This is a genomic window from Alteromonas infernus (assembly GCF_902705815.1).
Map to the genome: position 1 here is coordinate 163,396 of NZ_CACSIG010000054.1, position 16,980 is coordinate 180,375.

Below are 16,980 nucleotides of genomic sequence, written 5' to 3' on the forward strand. Positions count from 1 at the left end.
AATGTCTAAACTGCAAGGGAATGCAGCAGAAGACAAGGCCTGTGAATATTTACTTCAACAAGGCCTCACTCTTCGTTGTCGCAACTACCATACAAGGCGTGGTGAACTCGATATTGTAATGCAAGACGGGAATACCATAGTGTGTATTGAAGTGAAATATCGAAAGCAAAATCGCTTTGGCAGTGCAGTGGAATTTGTCACGGCCAAAAAACTTCAGCGAATTCAGGCTGCGTTTGGTTTCTATTTGTTAGATAATGGTCTAAATCCAGCGTCTACCCCCTTAAGGATAGACGTTATTGCCATAGACGGAGACAACCTCGAATGGCTGAAGAGCGTAGGCTAAAGACTGACAACATAAAGCACTATGGCTGACGTTGCCGAAAGCGAACTGAATGCGTATGCCAAAGGTAATCGCGTTCGAGAATCAATGAAAACGTCTTTATGCTAGTAATATTTCGTTTTTTTATCTTATGATTTGCACCCTTTTGTCTGTTTGATGAAAGTGTCTTAGGTTCCCACAAATAATGAGTCATCCCAATAACAAGACTTCGCTAAGCAGCGTTGATAACCAAGAAATTGAATTGATAGTCGGCAACTCCAGCGCCAACTTTTCTGGTGTAACGTCTACCATGCTGCAAGTGACATCGCTTCAAAAACACATGATTAATTTGCGAATAATGGGCAAGCATTTTGTTCCAGACCCATCAATGACTATTACTTTTTGGGAGGTCGCCAAGATGTGTCGACGCCCGCTTAGTAATGGTAAGTGGCGAATTTTTCATGCGCGTCGCGTTGACGAGATGATTCAGGGTGTGATCCTCAAATACGTGTTTCGCGCCAAGATAAAGCTTGTATTTAGCTCTGCCGCTCAGCGAAAGCGTTCGGCTTCTACGGTGTGGTTAAGCAATAAAATGGATGCGGTTATTGCAATGAGTAATCGCTCTGCAAAATATCTAAATAAGCCCCCCGCCAAGATAAATCTCCACGGTGTGCAAATAGACAACTACACGCCAGCAGAAAACAAGCAAGAAGCATGGCAAGCATTAGGGTACGGCGGCAAGTACGGCATTGGTATTCTGGGCAGAGTTAGAGAGCAAAAAGGCGTTCACCTATTTGTTGACGCGTGTATCAAAGTATTGCCCAAATACCCTGACGTGAACGCGGTAGTTGTAGGTGCCATATCCTCGAGTAACCAAGAATTTGTAAACGAGCTTAAAGAAAAAATTTCTAAAGCCGGGTTAACTGACCGAATTGTTTTCACCGGTGAGTTGCCGTTTGAGCAAATTCCTAAAATCTTCAGTGCACTGTCATTAGTAAGTGCACTTAGCTATAACGAAGGGTTTGGATTAACTGTACCTGAAGCCATGAGTGCTGGAGCTGCGGTATTAGCTACTCAGGCGGGCGCATGGGAAGACATCATTAGGCCAGGCGTTGATGGGTATATTGTACCGACCAAAGATCAGCAAGCTGTCACAGAAAAGATGGATTTACTGCTTTCAGATATGGACAAACTTGCAGAAATGGGCAAAGCCGGACGCGAACACGTTGTGAAAAATTTTAAAGTTGAAGATGAAGCAAGAAACCTGGTTGAGTTTTTTCGCACGCTTCAATAGTAAATGCGGGTTGATTATCGCGAGTGATAAACGTTAGGCCGTTTCTCTCTCGCGCTGAGGCCACAGTTTAAACCTCTGACTTTCAGATACTGGCCATTACAAAAATCAAGACGCTGTAATGCAGCGCAAAAAATTTCACTAAATGGTCTGCCGTTTGGTGAAAACAAAGAGATGACACATGATTGAACAGATAAAAGCGAATTTTACCGAGAGCATACAAACCAAAATAGCGGCATCGGAAATATTGCCAGAGCATATTGAGAAAGCGGCGTACATGATCGTTGAAGCCTTAATTAGAGGGAATAAAGTATTGAGCTGTGGTAATGGCGGCTCTGCAGGCGACGCACAGCACTTCTCTTCTGAAATGTTGAACCGCTACGAGCGCGACCGACCGAGCCTACCGGCCATTGCGTTAAGCACAGATACTTCGACAATTACATCTATCGCCAACGATTACAGCTACGACGAGATTTTTGCTAAGCAAGTTCGCGCGCTTGGTCAGCCTGGCGATATCCTTCTAGCTATCTCAACTAGCGGTAATTCGCGTAACGTTATTGCGGCAATGGAAGCTGCCCTTTCCCGTGATATGACAATTGTTGCGCTTACCGGTAAAGACGGCGGTGAAATGGCGGGCTTTTTAAGCGAACACGATGTGGAAATTCGCGTTCCTTCTAACCGTACCGCGCGTATACAAGAAGTGCATTTGTTGGTCATTCACAACTTATGTGAATGTATTGATGACAGTTTATTCCCTGCCGATCACGGCGATGAGTAAATAAGTAGACTATGAGGAAGCATGTGAAAAAATTAGGACTACTGGGTTCTTTATTAGCCCTGATTCTTACATTACAAGGGTGCGTTGTGGCCGTAGGCGCTGCCGGTGCCATGGCTGCAAAAGTGGCTAATGACAGACGTACTGTGGGTACGCAGCTTGACGATCAAAACGCCGATGCAGCGGTATCCTATCAATGGTCTAAAAGCGACGCACTGAAAGAGCAAGCCAATCTTCAAGTGGACTTATATAACGGCGTAGCGCTGTTAACTGGGCAAGCGCCAAGTCAAAGTCTCATCGATGAAGCCGTTAGGCGCGCTCAGGAAGTAAGTTATATTAAGAAGATACACAATCAAATTCGCATAGGCGACCCCATCGGCGCGGGAACACAAGCTAACGATATTTGGCTTGCATCAAAGGTGCGTACTAAAATTGTGGCAGATGAGCGCGTTCCTGCTCTTCAAATTAAAGTGGTTGTGCAAGATTCAGAAGTCTTTTTAATGGGTCGTTTAACTAATCTTGAAGCCACTGCCGCTGTAGATATTGCTCGCAATATCACGGGTGTAGCTCGCGTCGTTAGAGCCTTTGAAATTGTTCAATAGAGAGTTAGCCACTGCCCTTCTGGTTGCAGGGGCACTCTTTATGGAAATTCTGGACGCCACGGTAATTACAACGGCGCTCCCTGTTATTGCTGCTGACTTTAATGTGCCGGCAGCCCACCTTTCTATTGGCGTGTCGGCCTATTTAGTGGCCGTTACGCTCTTCATTCCTTTAAGCGGCTACGCTGCTGACAAATTTGGTGCTCGCACAATATTTATAGCGGCGATAGCCAGTTTTTACTTTGGCGTCGGTGCTGTGTGGCTTAAGCACAACCTTATTCGAATTTACCCTATCTCGAATTCTGCAGGGCTTAGGCGGCGCCATGATGGTCCCCGTGGGCAGGTTAGTGGTTCTGCGGGATTTGCCCAAAGAAAAACTAGTAAAAACCGTAGCCATTATCACATGGCCCGCCTTGAGTGCACCGCTATTAGGCCCCGTGTTAGGCGGCTATATAGCGACTCACTTTAGCTGGCAGTGGATTTTTTATATGAATATTCCACTGGGTATCATTGCCATCATCGCGTCTCTCTATCTGCTTAGAAATACCAAAGGCGATGTGGGTAAATTCGACGTTAAAGGTTTTCTACTTACCGGCGTCGGCTTCGCGCTGTTTATGGCAGGTATTGAATTTCTTGCCAGCACCAGCGATAAACTTCTTCAATCGCTAGGCATCATCGCCATTGGCCTAGTGCTCATGGTATTTGCAATACGGCATGTCAAAAAAGCCAAAAACCCGCTATTTTCATTTGATGCCATGCAGCACAAAACGTTCAGGCTTTCTGTTTACGGTGGTTCTATTGTGCGTGTAGCACTTGGCAGCGCCCCGTTTCTTGTACCGCTAATGCTACAGCTAGGGCTAGGCTACTCGCCTGTAGAGGCTGGCTCTTTGTTACTGTGGCTTTTTGCTGGAAACCTAGCAATAAAGCCAGCGACAACGTGGATCATGAATACCTTCGGATTCAAACGCGTACTTGTAGTAAACGGCGTGTTAATAGCCCTTGGTTTTGTCGCATTTGCTTTTGTTAACCAAAATACTTATTCCTTCGCTATTGCCACAATACTGTTTGTAAATGGTATGACTCGCTCAATGCACTTAACGCTCTTAAACACCATAGCCTTCGCCGATGTCCCTCCAAAAAAAACTGCGAGATGCGAACACGCTAGGCGCTATTCTAATGCAAATGAATCGCGGCCTTGGTATTACCTTATCAGCGCTTGCAATCGCTGCTGCAGCGCTTATATTGGAACAAAGCCCTGATACACCTAACTTGCAAACATTTTCTATCGCAATGCTGTTTATGGGAGCGATAGCGCTTGTCAGTATTTACGACAGCCTCCTACTTTCAAAAGAGGACGGTGTATCAGTGTTAAATAAACGCAAAGCAAAGAAAAAGCATCAAACGCAATAATCTTTAAAGTACTTGCAGTAACTTAAACTAAGCAATTATTTATTCTCGCCATTCGACCTTTTTCAATTAGCCTGTTCTAAGCATTTGGTGACAAATGTCACATACTATTGATGATTTTTGTGACTAACCCAAAGCACGACACTCACGCATACTTGCCCTATCGAAATAACCAAGAAAGGTAAGAAAGAAATGGAACAGGTATCGTCATCTCGCACAGCTGTCAGCTTAAAAAGAACTCAGCCAACACTTGAACAGCAACGCGAAAGCTTCAAACAGAACAGGTTCATCGCAATGCCGCTGGCCGGTACTATTGTTTGGGCAATATTAGGCGCGAGCGCTCCCTTTGTATCAGAATTAACAATCACGTGGATGCTGTATATCGGTACTGGCGCTATTTTTTACTTAGGTGCTGGTCTTTCATACCTCACTGGCGAGCAATTTTTTGCTAAAAAGGCCACATCAAATAGCTTCGATCGCCTTTTTTTCGTTGGCATGCTAATGAGCCTTTTGGTGTTTGCCATCGCACTTCCGGTTGCGGCGATAGACCATACAACGGTTTCTCTTAGCATAGGAATTTTAGCTGGACTGATGTGGATGCCATTATCTTGGGCTATTGAACACTGGGTAGGTTATTTCCACACTATCGCAAGAACCTTTGGCATTGTTGGCGCTTGGTATCTGTTCCCGGATGCTCGTGTCGAAGCCATATCTGCGGTCATAGTTTCAGTTTATATCGTCTCTTTAATTGCACTCGAACGTCGCTTTCAAACCTGCAGTGAGAAGAAAAGAGCAAATGCTCAGATATCAATTTAAGCACGATTTACCGCAATAGAATACGCTCTACAACAAAACAACCAAAAGGAATTCATCATGACTTACTTATTATTAGCCATTGCTATCGTTACGGAAGTTACCGCTACCCTGCTACTTAAAATGTCTAATGGCTGGGAAAAGTGGGCGTTCGGCTACGGCGCTATCTTTTTCTACACCGTCTCAGGGATGCTCTTTGCGATGGTACTAAAGAATATGGGAATTGGCGTTGCCTATGCGATTTGGTCAGGTATGGGTATCGCGCTAATCACCGCTGCATCAGTGGTATTTTGGAAACAAACTTTCGACATTTATGCCGTGCTAGGTATTATGTTAATTATCTCGGGCACCTTGCTTATCACTAGCAAGTCAGCCGTTGTATTTCAGTAAGGACGAAATACTCGCAATGCGCAGCCAAAACCACATAATAAATAACACCAGCGCAGTGCCTACCGCTCATGTAGGTGAAGGCACTGCGAAAATGGGTGAATCTATAAGCCATGTAGACAAGAACGAAATGGCGCCGGTCATGCCGCTTTTGGGAAATGGACGCAAAAAACGCTGGTCGCACGGCAGTTTGTTTTTTTCGCTGTTTTTCTTTGTCCCACTAATTATTTCACGCCCACTACCTGTTGAAACATGGATATTTCAATCAGCAGGATATATTTGCTTCGTTACTCTTTACATTAAAGCTATAAAACAACCCGCTAAAACACTGCCGAGCTATTTGCTGCTGATGTTTTTATTATCAGTGGCTTGCAGCTTCCAAAATCCAGGAGCTGCAACAATTGTAGGTTTTATTGCTTTCATCGTCGGGTACTATAACTCGCTGAGAACGGGCATACTTACCATCAGCACCATGATGGTACTACTTACATCGTTAAACTTTTCCGTATTTAACGGTGCTGGTTTCCTCCTTCTTGCCTCCTTGTTGAACAGCATCGTTCTATTTGGCTTTGGCGTTATGGAGCGAAAAGAAACGCTTCACGGCTTAAAAGAAAGTCAGCAGGCGGAAGCCCTTCGGGTTCTATCAGCGATAGCCGAGCGTGAGCGTATAGGTCGAGATTTACATGATGTAGCAGGACACGCTCTCAGCTCCATTTCCTTGAAGGCACAGTTGGCCGATAAACTGATAAGTAAAGACAAAATTGAAGAGGCTCATCGTGAAGTGAGAGCATTAGCCCAGCTTTCGCAGTCTTTGTTAAGCGATATTCGCCAAGCAGTATCAGATATTAAGCAGCTTTCGCTTTGCGATGAAATAGCCAAAGATAAGGCGCTTTTAGAAGAAAATGGCTTTACCGTTATTACCAATATTGAAGACAAAGTAGACGCACGTTTAAGTGCAAAACAAGAAAGTCAGCTCTCTCTTATTATCAAGGAACTGACGACAAATACACTGCGCTACTCAACAGGAAATACGGTGTCACTCAATGTTGAAGTTAACGAGCAGACAGTGAAAGTGACTTATAAAGACCATGGCATTATTGAGAGCAATGGGTCGATAAAAGAAGGGAACGGCCTAATGGGAATTAGAGAGCGCGCCGCATCTATCCATGCCAATGTGGACATTTCCTTTGCTCCCCACCCTATTGTGATTCTCCAACTCAATGTTGATCAAATTTCGTCGATGAAGGCTGCGCTATGAATTCAAAAGTCACTACTATTTTGATTGTTGAAGATCAGTCTTTGGTTCGCGATGCCATAGCCATGCTTTTGTCATTAGAAGACGACCTAACTGTTGTCGATAAGTGCAGCAATGGACAAGAAGCGATTAATTACTTAAATGAACACCCTGCGCCCGATATCATTTTAAGCGATATAGAAATGCCGCTGGTATCTGGACTAGATTTAGCGGCTCATATCGCCAATGGAAGCCTCAGTACCAAGATGGTCCTTATGACCACGTTTTCAAAACCAGGTTATATCAAGCGGGCGTTAAGTTTAGGGGTTAAAGGGTTTATTTTAAAAGAATCGGATAGCGACTATCTAATAAAGGCAATTCACGATGTGTCTGCCGGAAAAAAGGTAATTTCCACCGAGCTTGCGATCATGGCATTAGATGACAACAACCCGCTGTCAAAAAAAGAAATGTCGGCTCTTAAGCTGGCATCAGAAGGGCTGAAAACTCAAGATATAGCCCGGTCGCTGTTTTTATCTGAAGGAACCGTAAGAAACTACTTGTCAGAAGCGATATCTAAGCTAGACGCCACAAACCGAGTAGACGCTGCCCGCATAGCGAAACAAAAAGGCTGGCTCTAATCGATGGCCAAAAATGCTAGTTTAAAACCAAGGTGTCGTGATAGTTTTAGATGTAGAGACTTTTAGCTTTTCAGATAGTCCTGTAAGCACCCGTTCAGGCCCATATACAATACCTTGGTGGTTAGCTGTCCAAATGCAGGTGAGAATACTGGTTCCTTTGCGTAATTCGCATTGCCACTTTGACGTATTTTCTGCCAGCCTTTCATAGTCATCCTCAATCTCCCAACCACTGTCAACATGGTCGATAATAAGTTGTTCAAATTGAGCGAATGGAATAGGCTGAATAATTACCCATTCCTTTTTCTTGAATTTGTTCTCTAATCTCGATTTCTTAAAACTGGTAAACAACCCCACGCTTCAACTCCGTATGATTGATAGGTCTCACGACTATAAGCGCCTTTAGTATTTCGACACCGTTCCCATAATTTGCCCTGACGGTGTGGGGCACGAACACGAAGTTCCTACCATTTCACCATTTGACGTAGGGCATACGCCGTATTCGCCATCACCACTATAGCGACATTGATTACCAAACTCTGGTTTAGCAGTCGCTACTCCGCCGTATTTGTTAGCGTGATTTTCTTCATCGTCAGGTAGATACGCAGTATAAGTGCAGCCAAATACAAGCATAGATACTGCAAGTAAAGTAATGCCGTAGAGCGCTCTTTTTTTCATAGATAATCGTCGGACATTGCTAGAACAGTTTTAAAATTATGCTAATAATGAAGATAAAACAAGAAAAAATAAGCAAAAAAAAGCCAGTCGTAAGACTGGCTTTGTTATTATAACTCGTTGTTGATATTAGAATTCAGTTGAGAATCTAACACCGAACTCGCTCGCGTCATTGCTTAGAATTTGCAGGATATAGTCACCTGTGTTCAAGCGCGCGTTGTCGTAACGCTCATCGAAAATGTTGCGACCGTAAAGTGCTACGGTGTAAGCGTCATTCGCTGGCGTGTAGGCGATGTTGAAGTTTACCAGCTCACGGCTGTCTAGCTTCGTCATACGTTCAGGTGCAGATGTTGGCTCGCCATACATTTCTGCGCGGTACGAGTAATCGGCACGTACGCGAATTGAATCGCCACCATCTAGTTCAAAGGTATACTGCGGGCCAATCGCTAGCGTAAGATCTGGCGTAAGTGGTGCAACAGGGTTGAAACCGTCTTGCTCCTCAACATCAACATCCATGTAACCAATGCTGGTCATCATGCTGAAGTTGCCGTAGGTAAATGTAGCGTCAGCTTCAACACCACGAGATGTTTGCTCTACCACAAGGTTTGCGGTGTCGAAGCCACCTTCGCTCACGCGACTTACTTGGTAAGGAAGATCTTCAAACTCAGTGTTAAAGACAGCAACACTGATATCGAAGTAATCGTTAACGCGACCTTTAATACCCACTTCATAGTTAGTTGCAGTAATGTTGTCAGACGCTGTGAAGCAGTTATTAGCACGTACGGCAGCTTGCGCACCTTCGATATCATCGAAGCCACCCGCACCGAAAAACTGGCCGATTAGGCAGTAAGGACGTGCTGGGAACTGACCCGACTGATAGCCAGACTGAATAGTTGCGTAACCTGTCATGCCGTTTTCAAACGTATAGTTGGTAGCAAGTTCCCAAGTAACTTCATCCCATTCGTTTGAGTCGAAGATTGTACCAAGTGCTGAAAACACGTTAGCAGAGGCTTCTTTTTCGTCTTCGGTGTATCGAAGACCACCTGACACGCTTAGCTCATCAGTTAGGTCGCGACGCACATTTACATATACCGCTTTAGATGTGGTTTCTTGGTCTAGCTCAAGTAAGTTTGGACCGCCGTCGAAGTTAGAGTCGTCGCCTTGGCGGTTGCTACCTTCTTCATTGAAATAGTAAAGACCAGCAACAAAGTCAGTGTACTCGTTGATGTAGCCGTTAAGCTGAAGTTCAATTGAGGTTTGGTCAGCTTCACCGCGCTCAGGGAACTGATCTAATGAGAAAACAGTACCATCATCATCAAGACCCGCTTTGTACTTAGATGTACGCTGGCTTGCAACAACCTTCGCAGTGTAGTCTTCGTTAATGTCCCACTCAGTAGTGAGTGAAAGACCACGCGCTTCGTTCGACACGCCAGTTACTGCTTCAGTACCTGTTGCATTGTCGTAGATATCAGCGCCTTCAGGCGTCACATCTGTGTTACGTAACGGTACGCCAACACTATTCTGACCACCGAAGTAGCGATCTGAACCCACTTCATCAATTAGCACAGTGTAAGGACGTAAACCACCGTCACCATTGTTAGCATCTGCAGTTAATACCATGCGGAAGTCATTTGATGGCTCCCACTTAAGAGAAACGCGGCCAGAAACATCTTCAGTCTCACCAACATCGTACTCGGCGTTAGGCACATTGATGAACTCACCAAGACCATCGCGCTTGTTAAATGACAGGTTCATGTTAAACGCTACGGTTTCTGAAAGACCGTGGTTAACAAAAAGATCAGCTTTAACACGGCCGCGCGTGCCGAACTCGGTGTTTACTTTAGTTACATCACCTTGATCTGGCTCTTTAGTAATGATGTTAATTGCACCACCAATTGAGTTACGACCATAAAGGGTACCTTGAGGACCACGAAGTACCTCAATACGCTCAATATTGTTTAAGCTCCAGTTTTGACCTACTTGACGGCCTAGGTAAACGCCATCAACGTAAACACTAACACCAGGGTCGGTAGTGATAAGGTGATCTTGAAGACCGATACCACGAATGAAAGGGTTTACAGAAGACGTGTGGCCCGCAGAGAAACCCGTAACGTTAAGGTTTGGAACGAACTTACCAACGTCGGTTAGGTCTGTAATACCTTGGGCGGCTAGCTTGTCACCATCAAAAGCACTGATAGCGATAGGAACTTCATAAATAACTTGAGGGCGTTTTGTTGCGGTAACGGTAATGGCTTCAAACTGTTGTTCTTCTGTTGCTTCGGCTTCTTGAGCAACAGCAATGTTTGAAAGAGCTGGAACGGTCATCGCTACTGCTAGTGCGACAGGTGAAAGCTTACTGGCGAGTGTCTTAGACACGTCAGTATTGGTTTTCATGGTGTAACCCCTTTGCGTGAGTGTTAGGTATAAAACTTGTTATAGATTTTTTTATTACAGGCTGCTTCAAGTTCTTCTCTGGAACTTTAAAAAGCTAAACTCACTGGTTTGAGAGGTGCACATAACCTTGTGCTAATACTGGATTACAGGCAATAAAAAAGTAAGTCGCAATAAAACATTACAAACTTACTTTCAATAAAACTCTGCATTAAAAGTAGAGACTACTTATCCAGTCCTCAAAAAATCAGCAATAGAATTTAGGCTTGAAGACTGGAACGATATGTTACCGTCACTTTGCGATCTTGCAAAGCAAAATATTACATTTTTACGAAATTAAGATGTTAAAATTAGACTAGTTGGTTAAGTCCAATTATTATCCAATTCACCTCAAAACACTCACCTATTTTCAATTAATTCATTAAGTTAAAAAATTTTGGCTAAAATTAAATCAAATAATCATCGCCCAACACTCATTGACCAAACGGACAATATTCAACCAGGTTGTGCAAACGAGCCTTAAGCCTTCACTCAATATGTTTTGTACTGAAGTAGCGATGACTTAGCAGTGATAGTGAAAGTGCGACGAAGACAGCGGAAGTAGGCCTAAAACAAACATTTAGCCACTTATGAAGCTTCTCTTTTTTACCAATGCATACGACTAATATCTCACATACTTTGTCGACAATATAAGCACTATAAGGTTGAAAAGCGCGTTCAATAGGCATATATTGTCGACATTAGTTAAATGACGATTGAATATTGTGTTAGCAAAAAGCGAACAAGCCATCACCAATGCCGACCGCACTTTCTTTCAATTAAGGAAGGATATCGTTGAGGGCATCATTCCAGCAGGTAGTAAGCTGAGTGAAATGGAATTGTCGACAAAGTACGAAGTCAGCCGTGCAGTTATTCGCGAGGCAATTAATCGCTTAGCCACCTGCCATCTTGTCGAACGCAAAGCGAATGTAGGTGCGCGGGTGGTGGAGCTTTCGCCTGCAGGGCTTATCCAACTATATCAAGTGCGCGAAGCGCTAGAAGGTATGGCTGCGCGCTTAGCCGCTCGTTATATGAGTGATGATGAAATTGCCGACATGCAGGCGCTGCTAGACAGCCACTTCGACAAAGTTAAAGATAGCCACAGCTATTATCAAGAAGCCGGCGATGTAGACTTTCACTACCGAATTGTAACTGGCAGCAAAAACGATCACCTTATTAGCGTGCTTATTGATGGGCTCTACCATTTAGTTCGTATGTACCGCGTACAGCTTGGTATGGCAGGACCTCGGGTAAGCACGGCGTTTGATGAGCACAGACACATTGTTAACGCCATTGCCAATCGTGACGAAGAGTTAGCAGAAATGCTCATGCGTCGCCACATTCTTTATTCAAAAAATAATATCGAGAAGAAGCTCAACAATGACTAATACACATAAGGCTTCTCCTTACCTATTACACCTCTACCCTACTTTCAATTAAGCGAGTGACTATCATGAGTGCAGGAAAGAAATTCAGAACCGCGTTAGAGAATAACAAACCTCTTCAAATCGTAGGCACTATTAATGCCTACACGGCCATGATGGCGAAGGCCATTGGTCATCAAGCTATTTACCTTTCAGGTGGCGGCGTAGCTAACGCCTCGTATGGCTTGCCAGATTTAGGCATGACCTCGCTCAATGACGTGATTGCTGATGTTCAGCGTATTACCAGTGCGTGTGACCTACCGCTTATGGTGGATATCGACACAGGCTGGGGCGGTGCATTTAACATTGCCAAAACCATTCGCGATATGGAAAAAGCAGGCGCGGCCGCGGTACATATGGAAGACCAAGTCGCACAAAAGCGCTGTGGTCACCGCCCTAATAAAGAAATTGTGAGTACAGCGGAAATGGTAGATCGCATTAAAGCTGCCGTTGATGCCAGAACCGACCCTGACTTTTTCATTATGGCGCGCACCGACGCATTCGCGCAAGAAGGCTTAGAAAAAGCCATTGAACGCGCAAAAGCCTACGTTGAAGCGGGCGCAGACGGTATTTTTGCAGAAGCAGTGCAGACCGAAGAACACTATCGCGCATTTGCAGAAGCCTTAGATGTACCGATTCTTGCCAATATCACTGAGTTCGGCAAAACCGAACTATGGAACAAGGAAGAACTTGGTGAATGGGGCGCTGATATGGTGCTTTACCCACTAAGTGCGTTCCGCGCCATGAATAAAGCAGCAGAAATGGTGTACAAATCTATACTTGAAAATGGCGATCAAAAAGCCGTTGTCGACACCATGCAAACACGCATGGAGCTATACGATTACCTTGGCTACCACGAATACGAGCAAAAGCTAGATGCGCTATTTGCCGACGGCAAAAACTAAATAAATAAACGATTGCAGCTTGAAGTTGGCGAGCACGAGGATGCAGGGGTGAAGTACAGTTCCCTGCCCCTCTGAGGCATGGATGCCGAAGCGGAGCCCCCATGGATGGGTTTACGGCGTGGCAGGGAACTGTGCTTTGCTCCTGCAGCCAATGTGCCGCCAACTTCAAGCGCCACTGTGCACTGCCCCCGCTATTTCGGAGCCTCGCACCCAATTTAAGTTGAGTTTTAACCGTTTTAATCAGAAAAATTTTTAATAAGTACCTTACATATTATACAAGACCGGAGACAACAAGATGGCTAAACAGTTAAGTGGCGCGGGTTTACGCGGCCAAGTTGCAGGTAAAACAGCTTTATCAACGGTAGGTAAATCAGGTTCAGGTTTAACCTATCGCGGCTACGACGTGAAAGATTTAGCAGAAAAGTGTCAGTTTGAAGAAGTCGCTTATCTTATCTTAAAGGGTAACTTGCCAAATCAAGCTGAGCTTGATGACTATAAAACCAAACTTCGCGGTATGCGCGGACTTCCTGACGCACTGAAAGACGTGCTTGAACGCATTCCTAAAAACGCCCACCCTATGGACGTGCTTCGCACTGGCTGTTCAATGCTAGGTAACCTTGAAATGGAAACTAGCTTTGATGAGCAGCAAGATGTGACGGATCGCATGTTAGCGTGCTTCCCGAGTATTATTTGTTACTGGTATCGCTTCTCACACGATGGTGTGCGCATTGATGTGGAAACCGATGACGACTCCATTGGCGGTCACTTCCTTCACATGCTTCACGGCGAAAAGCCACGTGAGCTTCACGAACAAGTGATGCATGTGTCTCTCATTCTTTATGCCGAGCACGAGTTCAATGCGTCTACATTCACAGCGCGCGTATGTGCCTCAACCCTTTCTGATATGCATTCATGTGTAACCGGCGCGATTGGCTCTCTTCGCGGGCCACTTCACGGCGGTGCAAACGAAGCCGCAATGGAAATGATAGAAGGCTTCACGTCAGCCGATGACGCAGAAGAAAAAATGATGGGCATGCTAGAGCGCAAAGAGAAAATCATGGGCTTTGGTCATGCGATTTATTCAGACTCTGACCCGCGTAACGAAATTATCAAGCAATGGTCTGAAAAACTGGCTGCCGATGTGGGCGATGAGGTGCTTTACCCTGTATCTGTGCGCTGTGAAGAAGTCATGTGGCGAGAGAAGAAGCTTTTCTGTAATGCAGACTTTTTCCACGCCTCTGCCTATAACTTCATGGGAATCCCTACGCCGCTGTTTACCCCAATATTCGTTATGTCTCGCCTTACAGGCTGGGCTGCACATGTAATGGAACAGCGCGCTGATAACCGTATTATTCGTCCATCGGCAGAATACACAGGCGAAGAATTACGCCCTGTTCCTGCAATCAGCGAACGCTAAGAGAATAGGTGGTTTATGAATATTGATTACCGTAAACCGCTTCCAAATGCGGGTATCGATTTTTTCGATACCCGTGAAGCGGTTGATGCCATAGAGCCAGGTGCATACGCCAAACTGCCTTACACGTCACGTGTATTGGCTGAAAACTTGGTACGTAAATGCGACCCTGCCATGCTAAACGATTCACTCAAACAGCTAATATACCGCAAGCGCGACCTCGATTTTCCGTGGTTCCCAGCACGTGTGGTATGTCACGATATTTTGGGTCAAACGGCCCTTGTAGACTTAGCGGGCCTTCGCGACGCCATTGCGGCGAAAGGCGGCGACCCGGCGAAAGTAAACCCAGTGGTGCCTACTCAGCTAATAGTGGACCACTCCCTCGCCGTAGAGCACGCGGGCTTTGAAAAAGACGCATTTGAGAAAAACCGTGCCATTGAAGACAGACGAAACGATGACCGTTTTCACTTCATTAACTGGACAAAAACCGCGTTTAAAAACGTAGATGTTATTCCGCCGGGTAACGGCATTATGCACCAGATTAACTTGGAGCGTATGTCGCCAGTTATTCAAAACCGTGACGGCGTTGCCTTCCCCGACACTCTAGTAGGTACCGACAGCCATACCCCGCATGTTGATGCACTTGGCGTAATTGCCGTGGGCGTGGGCGGCCTTGAAGCGGAAAGCGTGATGCTAGGTCGTGCCTCTTATATGCGTTTACCTGATATTGTAGGGGTCGAACTTACCGGTAAGCCTCAGCCAGGTATTACGGCTACCGACATTGTATTAGCGCTTACTGAATTCTTGCGTAAAGAGCGTGTAGTATCTGCGTATCTTGAATTCTATGGTGAAGGTGCATCCCACTTAACCCTTGGCGACCGTGCCACCATTTCGAACATGACACCAGAATACGGCGCAACAGCGGCCATGTTCTATATTGATCAGCAAACTATTGATTACTTGCGATTAACGGGTCGTGAAGAAAAGCAAATTTCGCTAGTGGAACAGTACGCTAAACACTCTGGGCTTTGGGCTGATGACTTAGAAACCGCTGAATACGAACGCGTGCTTACGTTTGATTTGTCTGCCGTAGGCAGAAACATGGCCGGGCCGTCTAACCCGCATGCACGCTTACCCACCAGCGACTTAGAAAGCCGCGGTATCGCAGCAAAATGGGAAGAGGAAGACGGTAAAATGCCAGATGGCGCAGTGATTATCGCGGCTATCACTAGCTGTACTAATACCTCTAACCCGCGCAATGTTATTGCAGCAGGCTTACTTGCCAGAAACGCAAACGCGCGCGGTTTAACCCGCAAGCCATGGGTGAAAAGCTCACTGGCGCCAGGTTCTAAAGCTGTTAAGTTATACCTTGAAGAAGCCAACTTAATGAGCGAGTTGGAAGACTTAGGTTTTGGCGTTGTGGCATTTGCATGTACCACCTGTAACGGTATGAGTGGCGCGCTAGACCCTAAAATTCAGCAAGAAATTATCGACCGCGATTTATACGCCACGGCGGTACTTTCGGGCAACCGTAACTTCGATGGGCGTATTCATCCCTATGCGAAGCAAGCCTTCTTGGCATCACCACCCTTGGTCGTTGCATACGCCATAGCCGGTACCATTCGCTTTGATATCGAAAAGGACGTGTTAGGCACCGATAAAGATGGCAACCCAGTAACGCTTAAAGATATCTGGCCAAGCGATGAAGAGATTGACGCTATTGTTGCTAAATCTGTCAAGCCTGAGCATTTCAGAAAAGTTTACGAGCCAATGTTCGACTTGAGTGTGGATTACGGTAAAGACATTAACCCGCTCTACGACTGGCGTGAAATGAGCACCTACATTCGCCGCCCGCCTTATTGGGAAGGCGCAATGGATGCCGAGCGCACAATGAAAGGTATGCGCCCGCTGGCCATTTTAGGTGACAACATCACCACCGATCACCTATCACCTTCTAACGCTATTATGGCAAGCAGCGCTGCTGGGGAATACTTGGCAAAAATGGGGTTACCTGAGGAAGACTTCAACTCCTACGCCACCCACCGAGGCGATCACTTAACGGCGCAGCGCGCTACCCTTGCGAACCCCAAAGTGTTCAACGAAATGGTGCTGGAAAACGGCGAAGTTAAGCAAGGATCGCTTGCCCGCGTAGAGCCAGAAGGCAAAGTCGTGCGCATGTGGGAAGCCATTGAAACCTATATGAACCGCAAACAGCCGCTCATCATTGTAGCGGGCGCGGACTACGGTCAGGGTTCATCGCGAGACTGGGCAGCGAAAGGCGTGCGTCTTGCGGGCGTTGAAGTCATTGTAGCTGAAGGTTTTGAGCGTATTCACCGTACTAACCTTATTGGTATGGGCGTTTTACCGCTAGAGTTTAAGCCTGGCACAACCCGAAAAACCCTTGAGCTAGACGGTACAGAAACCTACGACGTAAGCGGAGAACCTTCGCCGGGCGCAACACTGACGCTGGTAGTAAACCGTAAAAACGGCGAGCAACTAGAAGTGCCCGTAACCTGCCGTTTAGATACAGGTGAGGAAGTCTCAATTTACAGCGCAGGCGGCGTATTACAACGCTTCGCCAAAGACTTCTTAGAAGCAGAAGCTAGCTGATTCGGCTGGGAAGAACTGAGCCGGTTGCAGGACACGCCGTGAATACATCCATGTAGGCTCCC

The 16,980-nt window shown here is 45.8% G+C and carries 15 protein-coding genes and 1 pseudogene; 13 read left to right on the forward strand and 3 right to left on the reverse strand.

Annotation, left to right across the window (positions count from 1 at the left end; genetic code table 11):
* Position 1: 1 nt before the first annotated feature.
* The 9 genes and pseudogenes from ACX5J7_RS13365 (at position 2) to ACX5J7_RS13405 (ending at position 7,463) form a co-directional block, all read left to right on the forward strand.
* Positions 2–343: a YraN family protein gene (locus tag ACX5J7_RS13365; RefSeq protein WP_012519549.1), complete on the forward strand. Its 342-nt coding sequence runs from the start codon at positions 2–4 to the stop codon at positions 341–343.
* Between the two features lie 181 nt (positions 344–524).
* Positions 525–1,613 carry a glycosyltransferase family 4 protein gene (locus ACX5J7_RS13370; RefSeq protein ID WP_012519551.1) on the forward strand — a complete coding sequence of 363 codons (1,089 nt, stop codon included), beginning with the start codon at positions 525–527 and terminating at the stop codon, positions 1,611–1,613.
* 178 nt (positions 1,614–1,791) lie between these two features.
* The gene (locus ACX5J7_RS13375) at positions 1,792–2,388 is read left to right on the forward strand and encodes a phosphoheptose isomerase (protein ID WP_015067877.1); all 597 of its coding nucleotides are present in this window, start codon (positions 1,792–1,794) and stop codon (positions 2,386–2,388) included.
* A 23-nt stretch (positions 2,389–2,411) separates the two neighbouring features.
* Positions 2,412–2,987, forward strand: coding sequence for a BON domain-containing protein (locus ACX5J7_RS13380; RefSeq protein WP_015067878.1), 576 nt, complete (start codon positions 2,412–2,414; stop codon positions 2,985–2,987).
* Positions 2,988–3,027: 40 nt separating this feature from the next.
* Positions 3,028–4,394, forward strand: a pseudogene (locus tag ACX5J7_RS13385) (MFS transporter).
* A gap of 189 nt (positions 4,395–4,583) precedes the next feature.
* The gene (locus ACX5J7_RS13390) at positions 4,584–5,207 is read left to right on the forward strand and encodes a DUF7010 family protein (RefSeq protein WP_015067880.1); all 624 of its coding nucleotides are present in this window, start codon (positions 4,584–4,586) and stop codon (positions 5,205–5,207) included.
* Positions 5,208–5,264: 57 nt separating this feature from the next.
* Positions 5,265–5,594 carry a DMT family transporter gene (locus tag ACX5J7_RS13395; RefSeq protein ID WP_012519556.1) on the forward strand — a complete coding sequence of 110 codons (330 nt, stop codon included), beginning with the start codon at positions 5,265–5,267 and terminating at the stop codon, positions 5,592–5,594.
* Positions 5,595–5,610: 16 nt separating this feature from the next.
* Positions 5,611–6,849 (forward strand): sensor histidine kinase, encoded by a 1,239-nt coding sequence (locus ACX5J7_RS13400; RefSeq protein ID WP_498707321.1) that lies wholly within the window; start codon positions 5,611–5,613, stop codon positions 6,847–6,849.
* Positions 6,846–7,463 carry a response regulator transcription factor gene (locus ACX5J7_RS13405; protein WP_015067882.1) on the forward strand — a complete coding sequence of 206 codons (618 nt, stop codon included), beginning with the start codon at positions 6,846–6,848 and terminating at the stop codon, positions 7,461–7,463. The genes ACX5J7_RS13400 and ACX5J7_RS13405 overlap by 4 nt, the downstream gene beginning before the upstream one ends.
* Positions 7,464–7,484: 21 nt before the next feature.
* On the opposite strand, the gene ACX5J7_RS13410 is transcribed toward ACX5J7_RS13405, so the two are convergent.
* From ACX5J7_RS13410 to ACX5J7_RS13420, 3 genes are all read right to left on the reverse strand, one after another.
* Positions 7,485–7,817 (reverse strand): hypothetical protein, encoded by a 333-nt coding sequence (locus ACX5J7_RS13410; protein WP_141152595.1) that lies wholly within the window; start codon positions 7,815–7,817, stop codon positions 7,485–7,487.
* Positions 7,818–7,862: 45 nt separating this feature from the next.
* Positions 7,863–8,138, reverse strand: a complete 276-nt coding sequence (locus ACX5J7_RS13415) for a hypothetical protein (RefSeq protein ID WP_015067884.1) — start codon at positions 8,136–8,138, stop codon at positions 7,863–7,865.
* 126 nt (positions 8,139–8,264) lie between these two features.
* Positions 8,265–10,529: a TonB-dependent receptor gene (locus ACX5J7_RS13420; protein WP_498707322.1), complete on the reverse strand. Its 2,265-nt coding sequence runs from the start codon at positions 10,527–10,529 to the stop codon at positions 8,265–8,267.
* A gap of 761 nt (positions 10,530–11,290) precedes the next feature.
* Between ACX5J7_RS13420 and ACX5J7_RS13425 the strand changes: the two genes are divergently transcribed.
* The 4 genes from ACX5J7_RS13425 to acnD all read left to right on the forward strand — a co-directional run bounded on the left by ACX5J7_RS13425 (position 11,291) and on the right by acnD (position 16,918).
* The gene (locus tag ACX5J7_RS13425; RefSeq protein WP_498707323.1) at positions 11,291–11,953 is read left to right on the forward strand and encodes a GntR family transcriptional regulator; all 663 of its coding nucleotides are present in this window, start codon (positions 11,291–11,293) and stop codon (positions 11,951–11,953) included.
* A gap of 65 nt (positions 11,954–12,018) precedes the next feature.
* Positions 12,019–12,894, forward strand: coding sequence for a methylisocitrate lyase (gene prpB / locus ACX5J7_RS13430; RefSeq protein ID WP_020744174.1), 876 nt, complete (start codon positions 12,019–12,021; stop codon positions 12,892–12,894).
* Positions 12,895–13,189: 295 nt separating this feature from the next.
* Positions 13,190–14,311 (forward strand): bifunctional 2-methylcitrate synthase/citrate synthase, encoded by a 1,122-nt coding sequence (prpC, locus tag ACX5J7_RS13435; protein WP_024016821.1) that lies wholly within the window; start codon positions 13,190–13,192, stop codon positions 14,309–14,311.
* A gap of 15 nt (positions 14,312–14,326) precedes the next feature.
* Complete coding sequence (acnD, locus tag ACX5J7_RS13440) at positions 14,327–16,918, forward strand: Fe/S-dependent 2-methylisocitrate dehydratase AcnD (RefSeq protein WP_498707324.1); 2,592 nt, start codon at positions 14,327–14,329, stop codon at positions 16,916–16,918.
* Positions 16,919–16,980 lie beyond the last annotated feature (62 nt).

Coding starts and splice junctions, on each gene's coding strand:
- ACX5J7_RS13370 (WP_012519551.1), top strand. CDS start 525: ATGAGTCATCCCAATAACAAGACTTCGCTAAGCAGCGTTGATAACCAA.
- ACX5J7_RS13395 (WP_012519556.1), top strand. CDS start 5,265: ATGACTTACTTATTATTAGCCATTGCTATCGTTACGGAAGTTACCGCT.
- prpC (WP_024016821.1), top strand. CDS start 13,190: ATGGCTAAACAGTTAAGTGGCGCGGGTTTACGCGGCCAAGTTGCAGGT.
- ACX5J7_RS13420 (WP_498707322.1), bottom strand. CDS start 10,529: ATGAAAACCAATACTGACGTGTCTAAGACACTCGCCAGTAAGCTTTCA.
- ACX5J7_RS13365 (WP_012519549.1), top strand. CDS start 2: ATGTCTAAACTGCAAGGGAATGCAGCAGAAGACAAGGCCTGTGAATAT.
- ACX5J7_RS13375 (WP_015067877.1), top strand. CDS start 1,792: ATGATTGAACAGATAAAAGCGAATTTTACCGAGAGCATACAAACCAAA.
- ACX5J7_RS13405 (WP_015067882.1), top strand. CDS start 6,846: ATGAATTCAAAAGTCACTACTATTTTGATTGTTGAAGATCAGTCTTTG.
- ACX5J7_RS13400 (WP_498707321.1), top strand. CDS start 5,611: ATGCGCAGCCAAAACCACATAATAAATAACACCAGCGCAGTGCCTACC.
- ACX5J7_RS13390 (WP_015067880.1), top strand. CDS start 4,584: ATGGAACAGGTATCGTCATCTCGCACAGCTGTCAGCTTAAAAAGAACT.
- acnD (WP_498707324.1), top strand. CDS start 14,327: ATGAATATTGATTACCGTAAACCGCTTCCAAATGCGGGTATCGATTTT.
- prpB (WP_020744174.1), top strand. CDS start 12,019: ATGAGTGCAGGAAAGAAATTCAGAACCGCGTTAGAGAATAACAAACCT.
- ACX5J7_RS13415 (WP_015067884.1), bottom strand. CDS start 8,138: ATGAAAAAAAGAGCGCTCTACGGCATTACTTTACTTGCAGTATCTATG.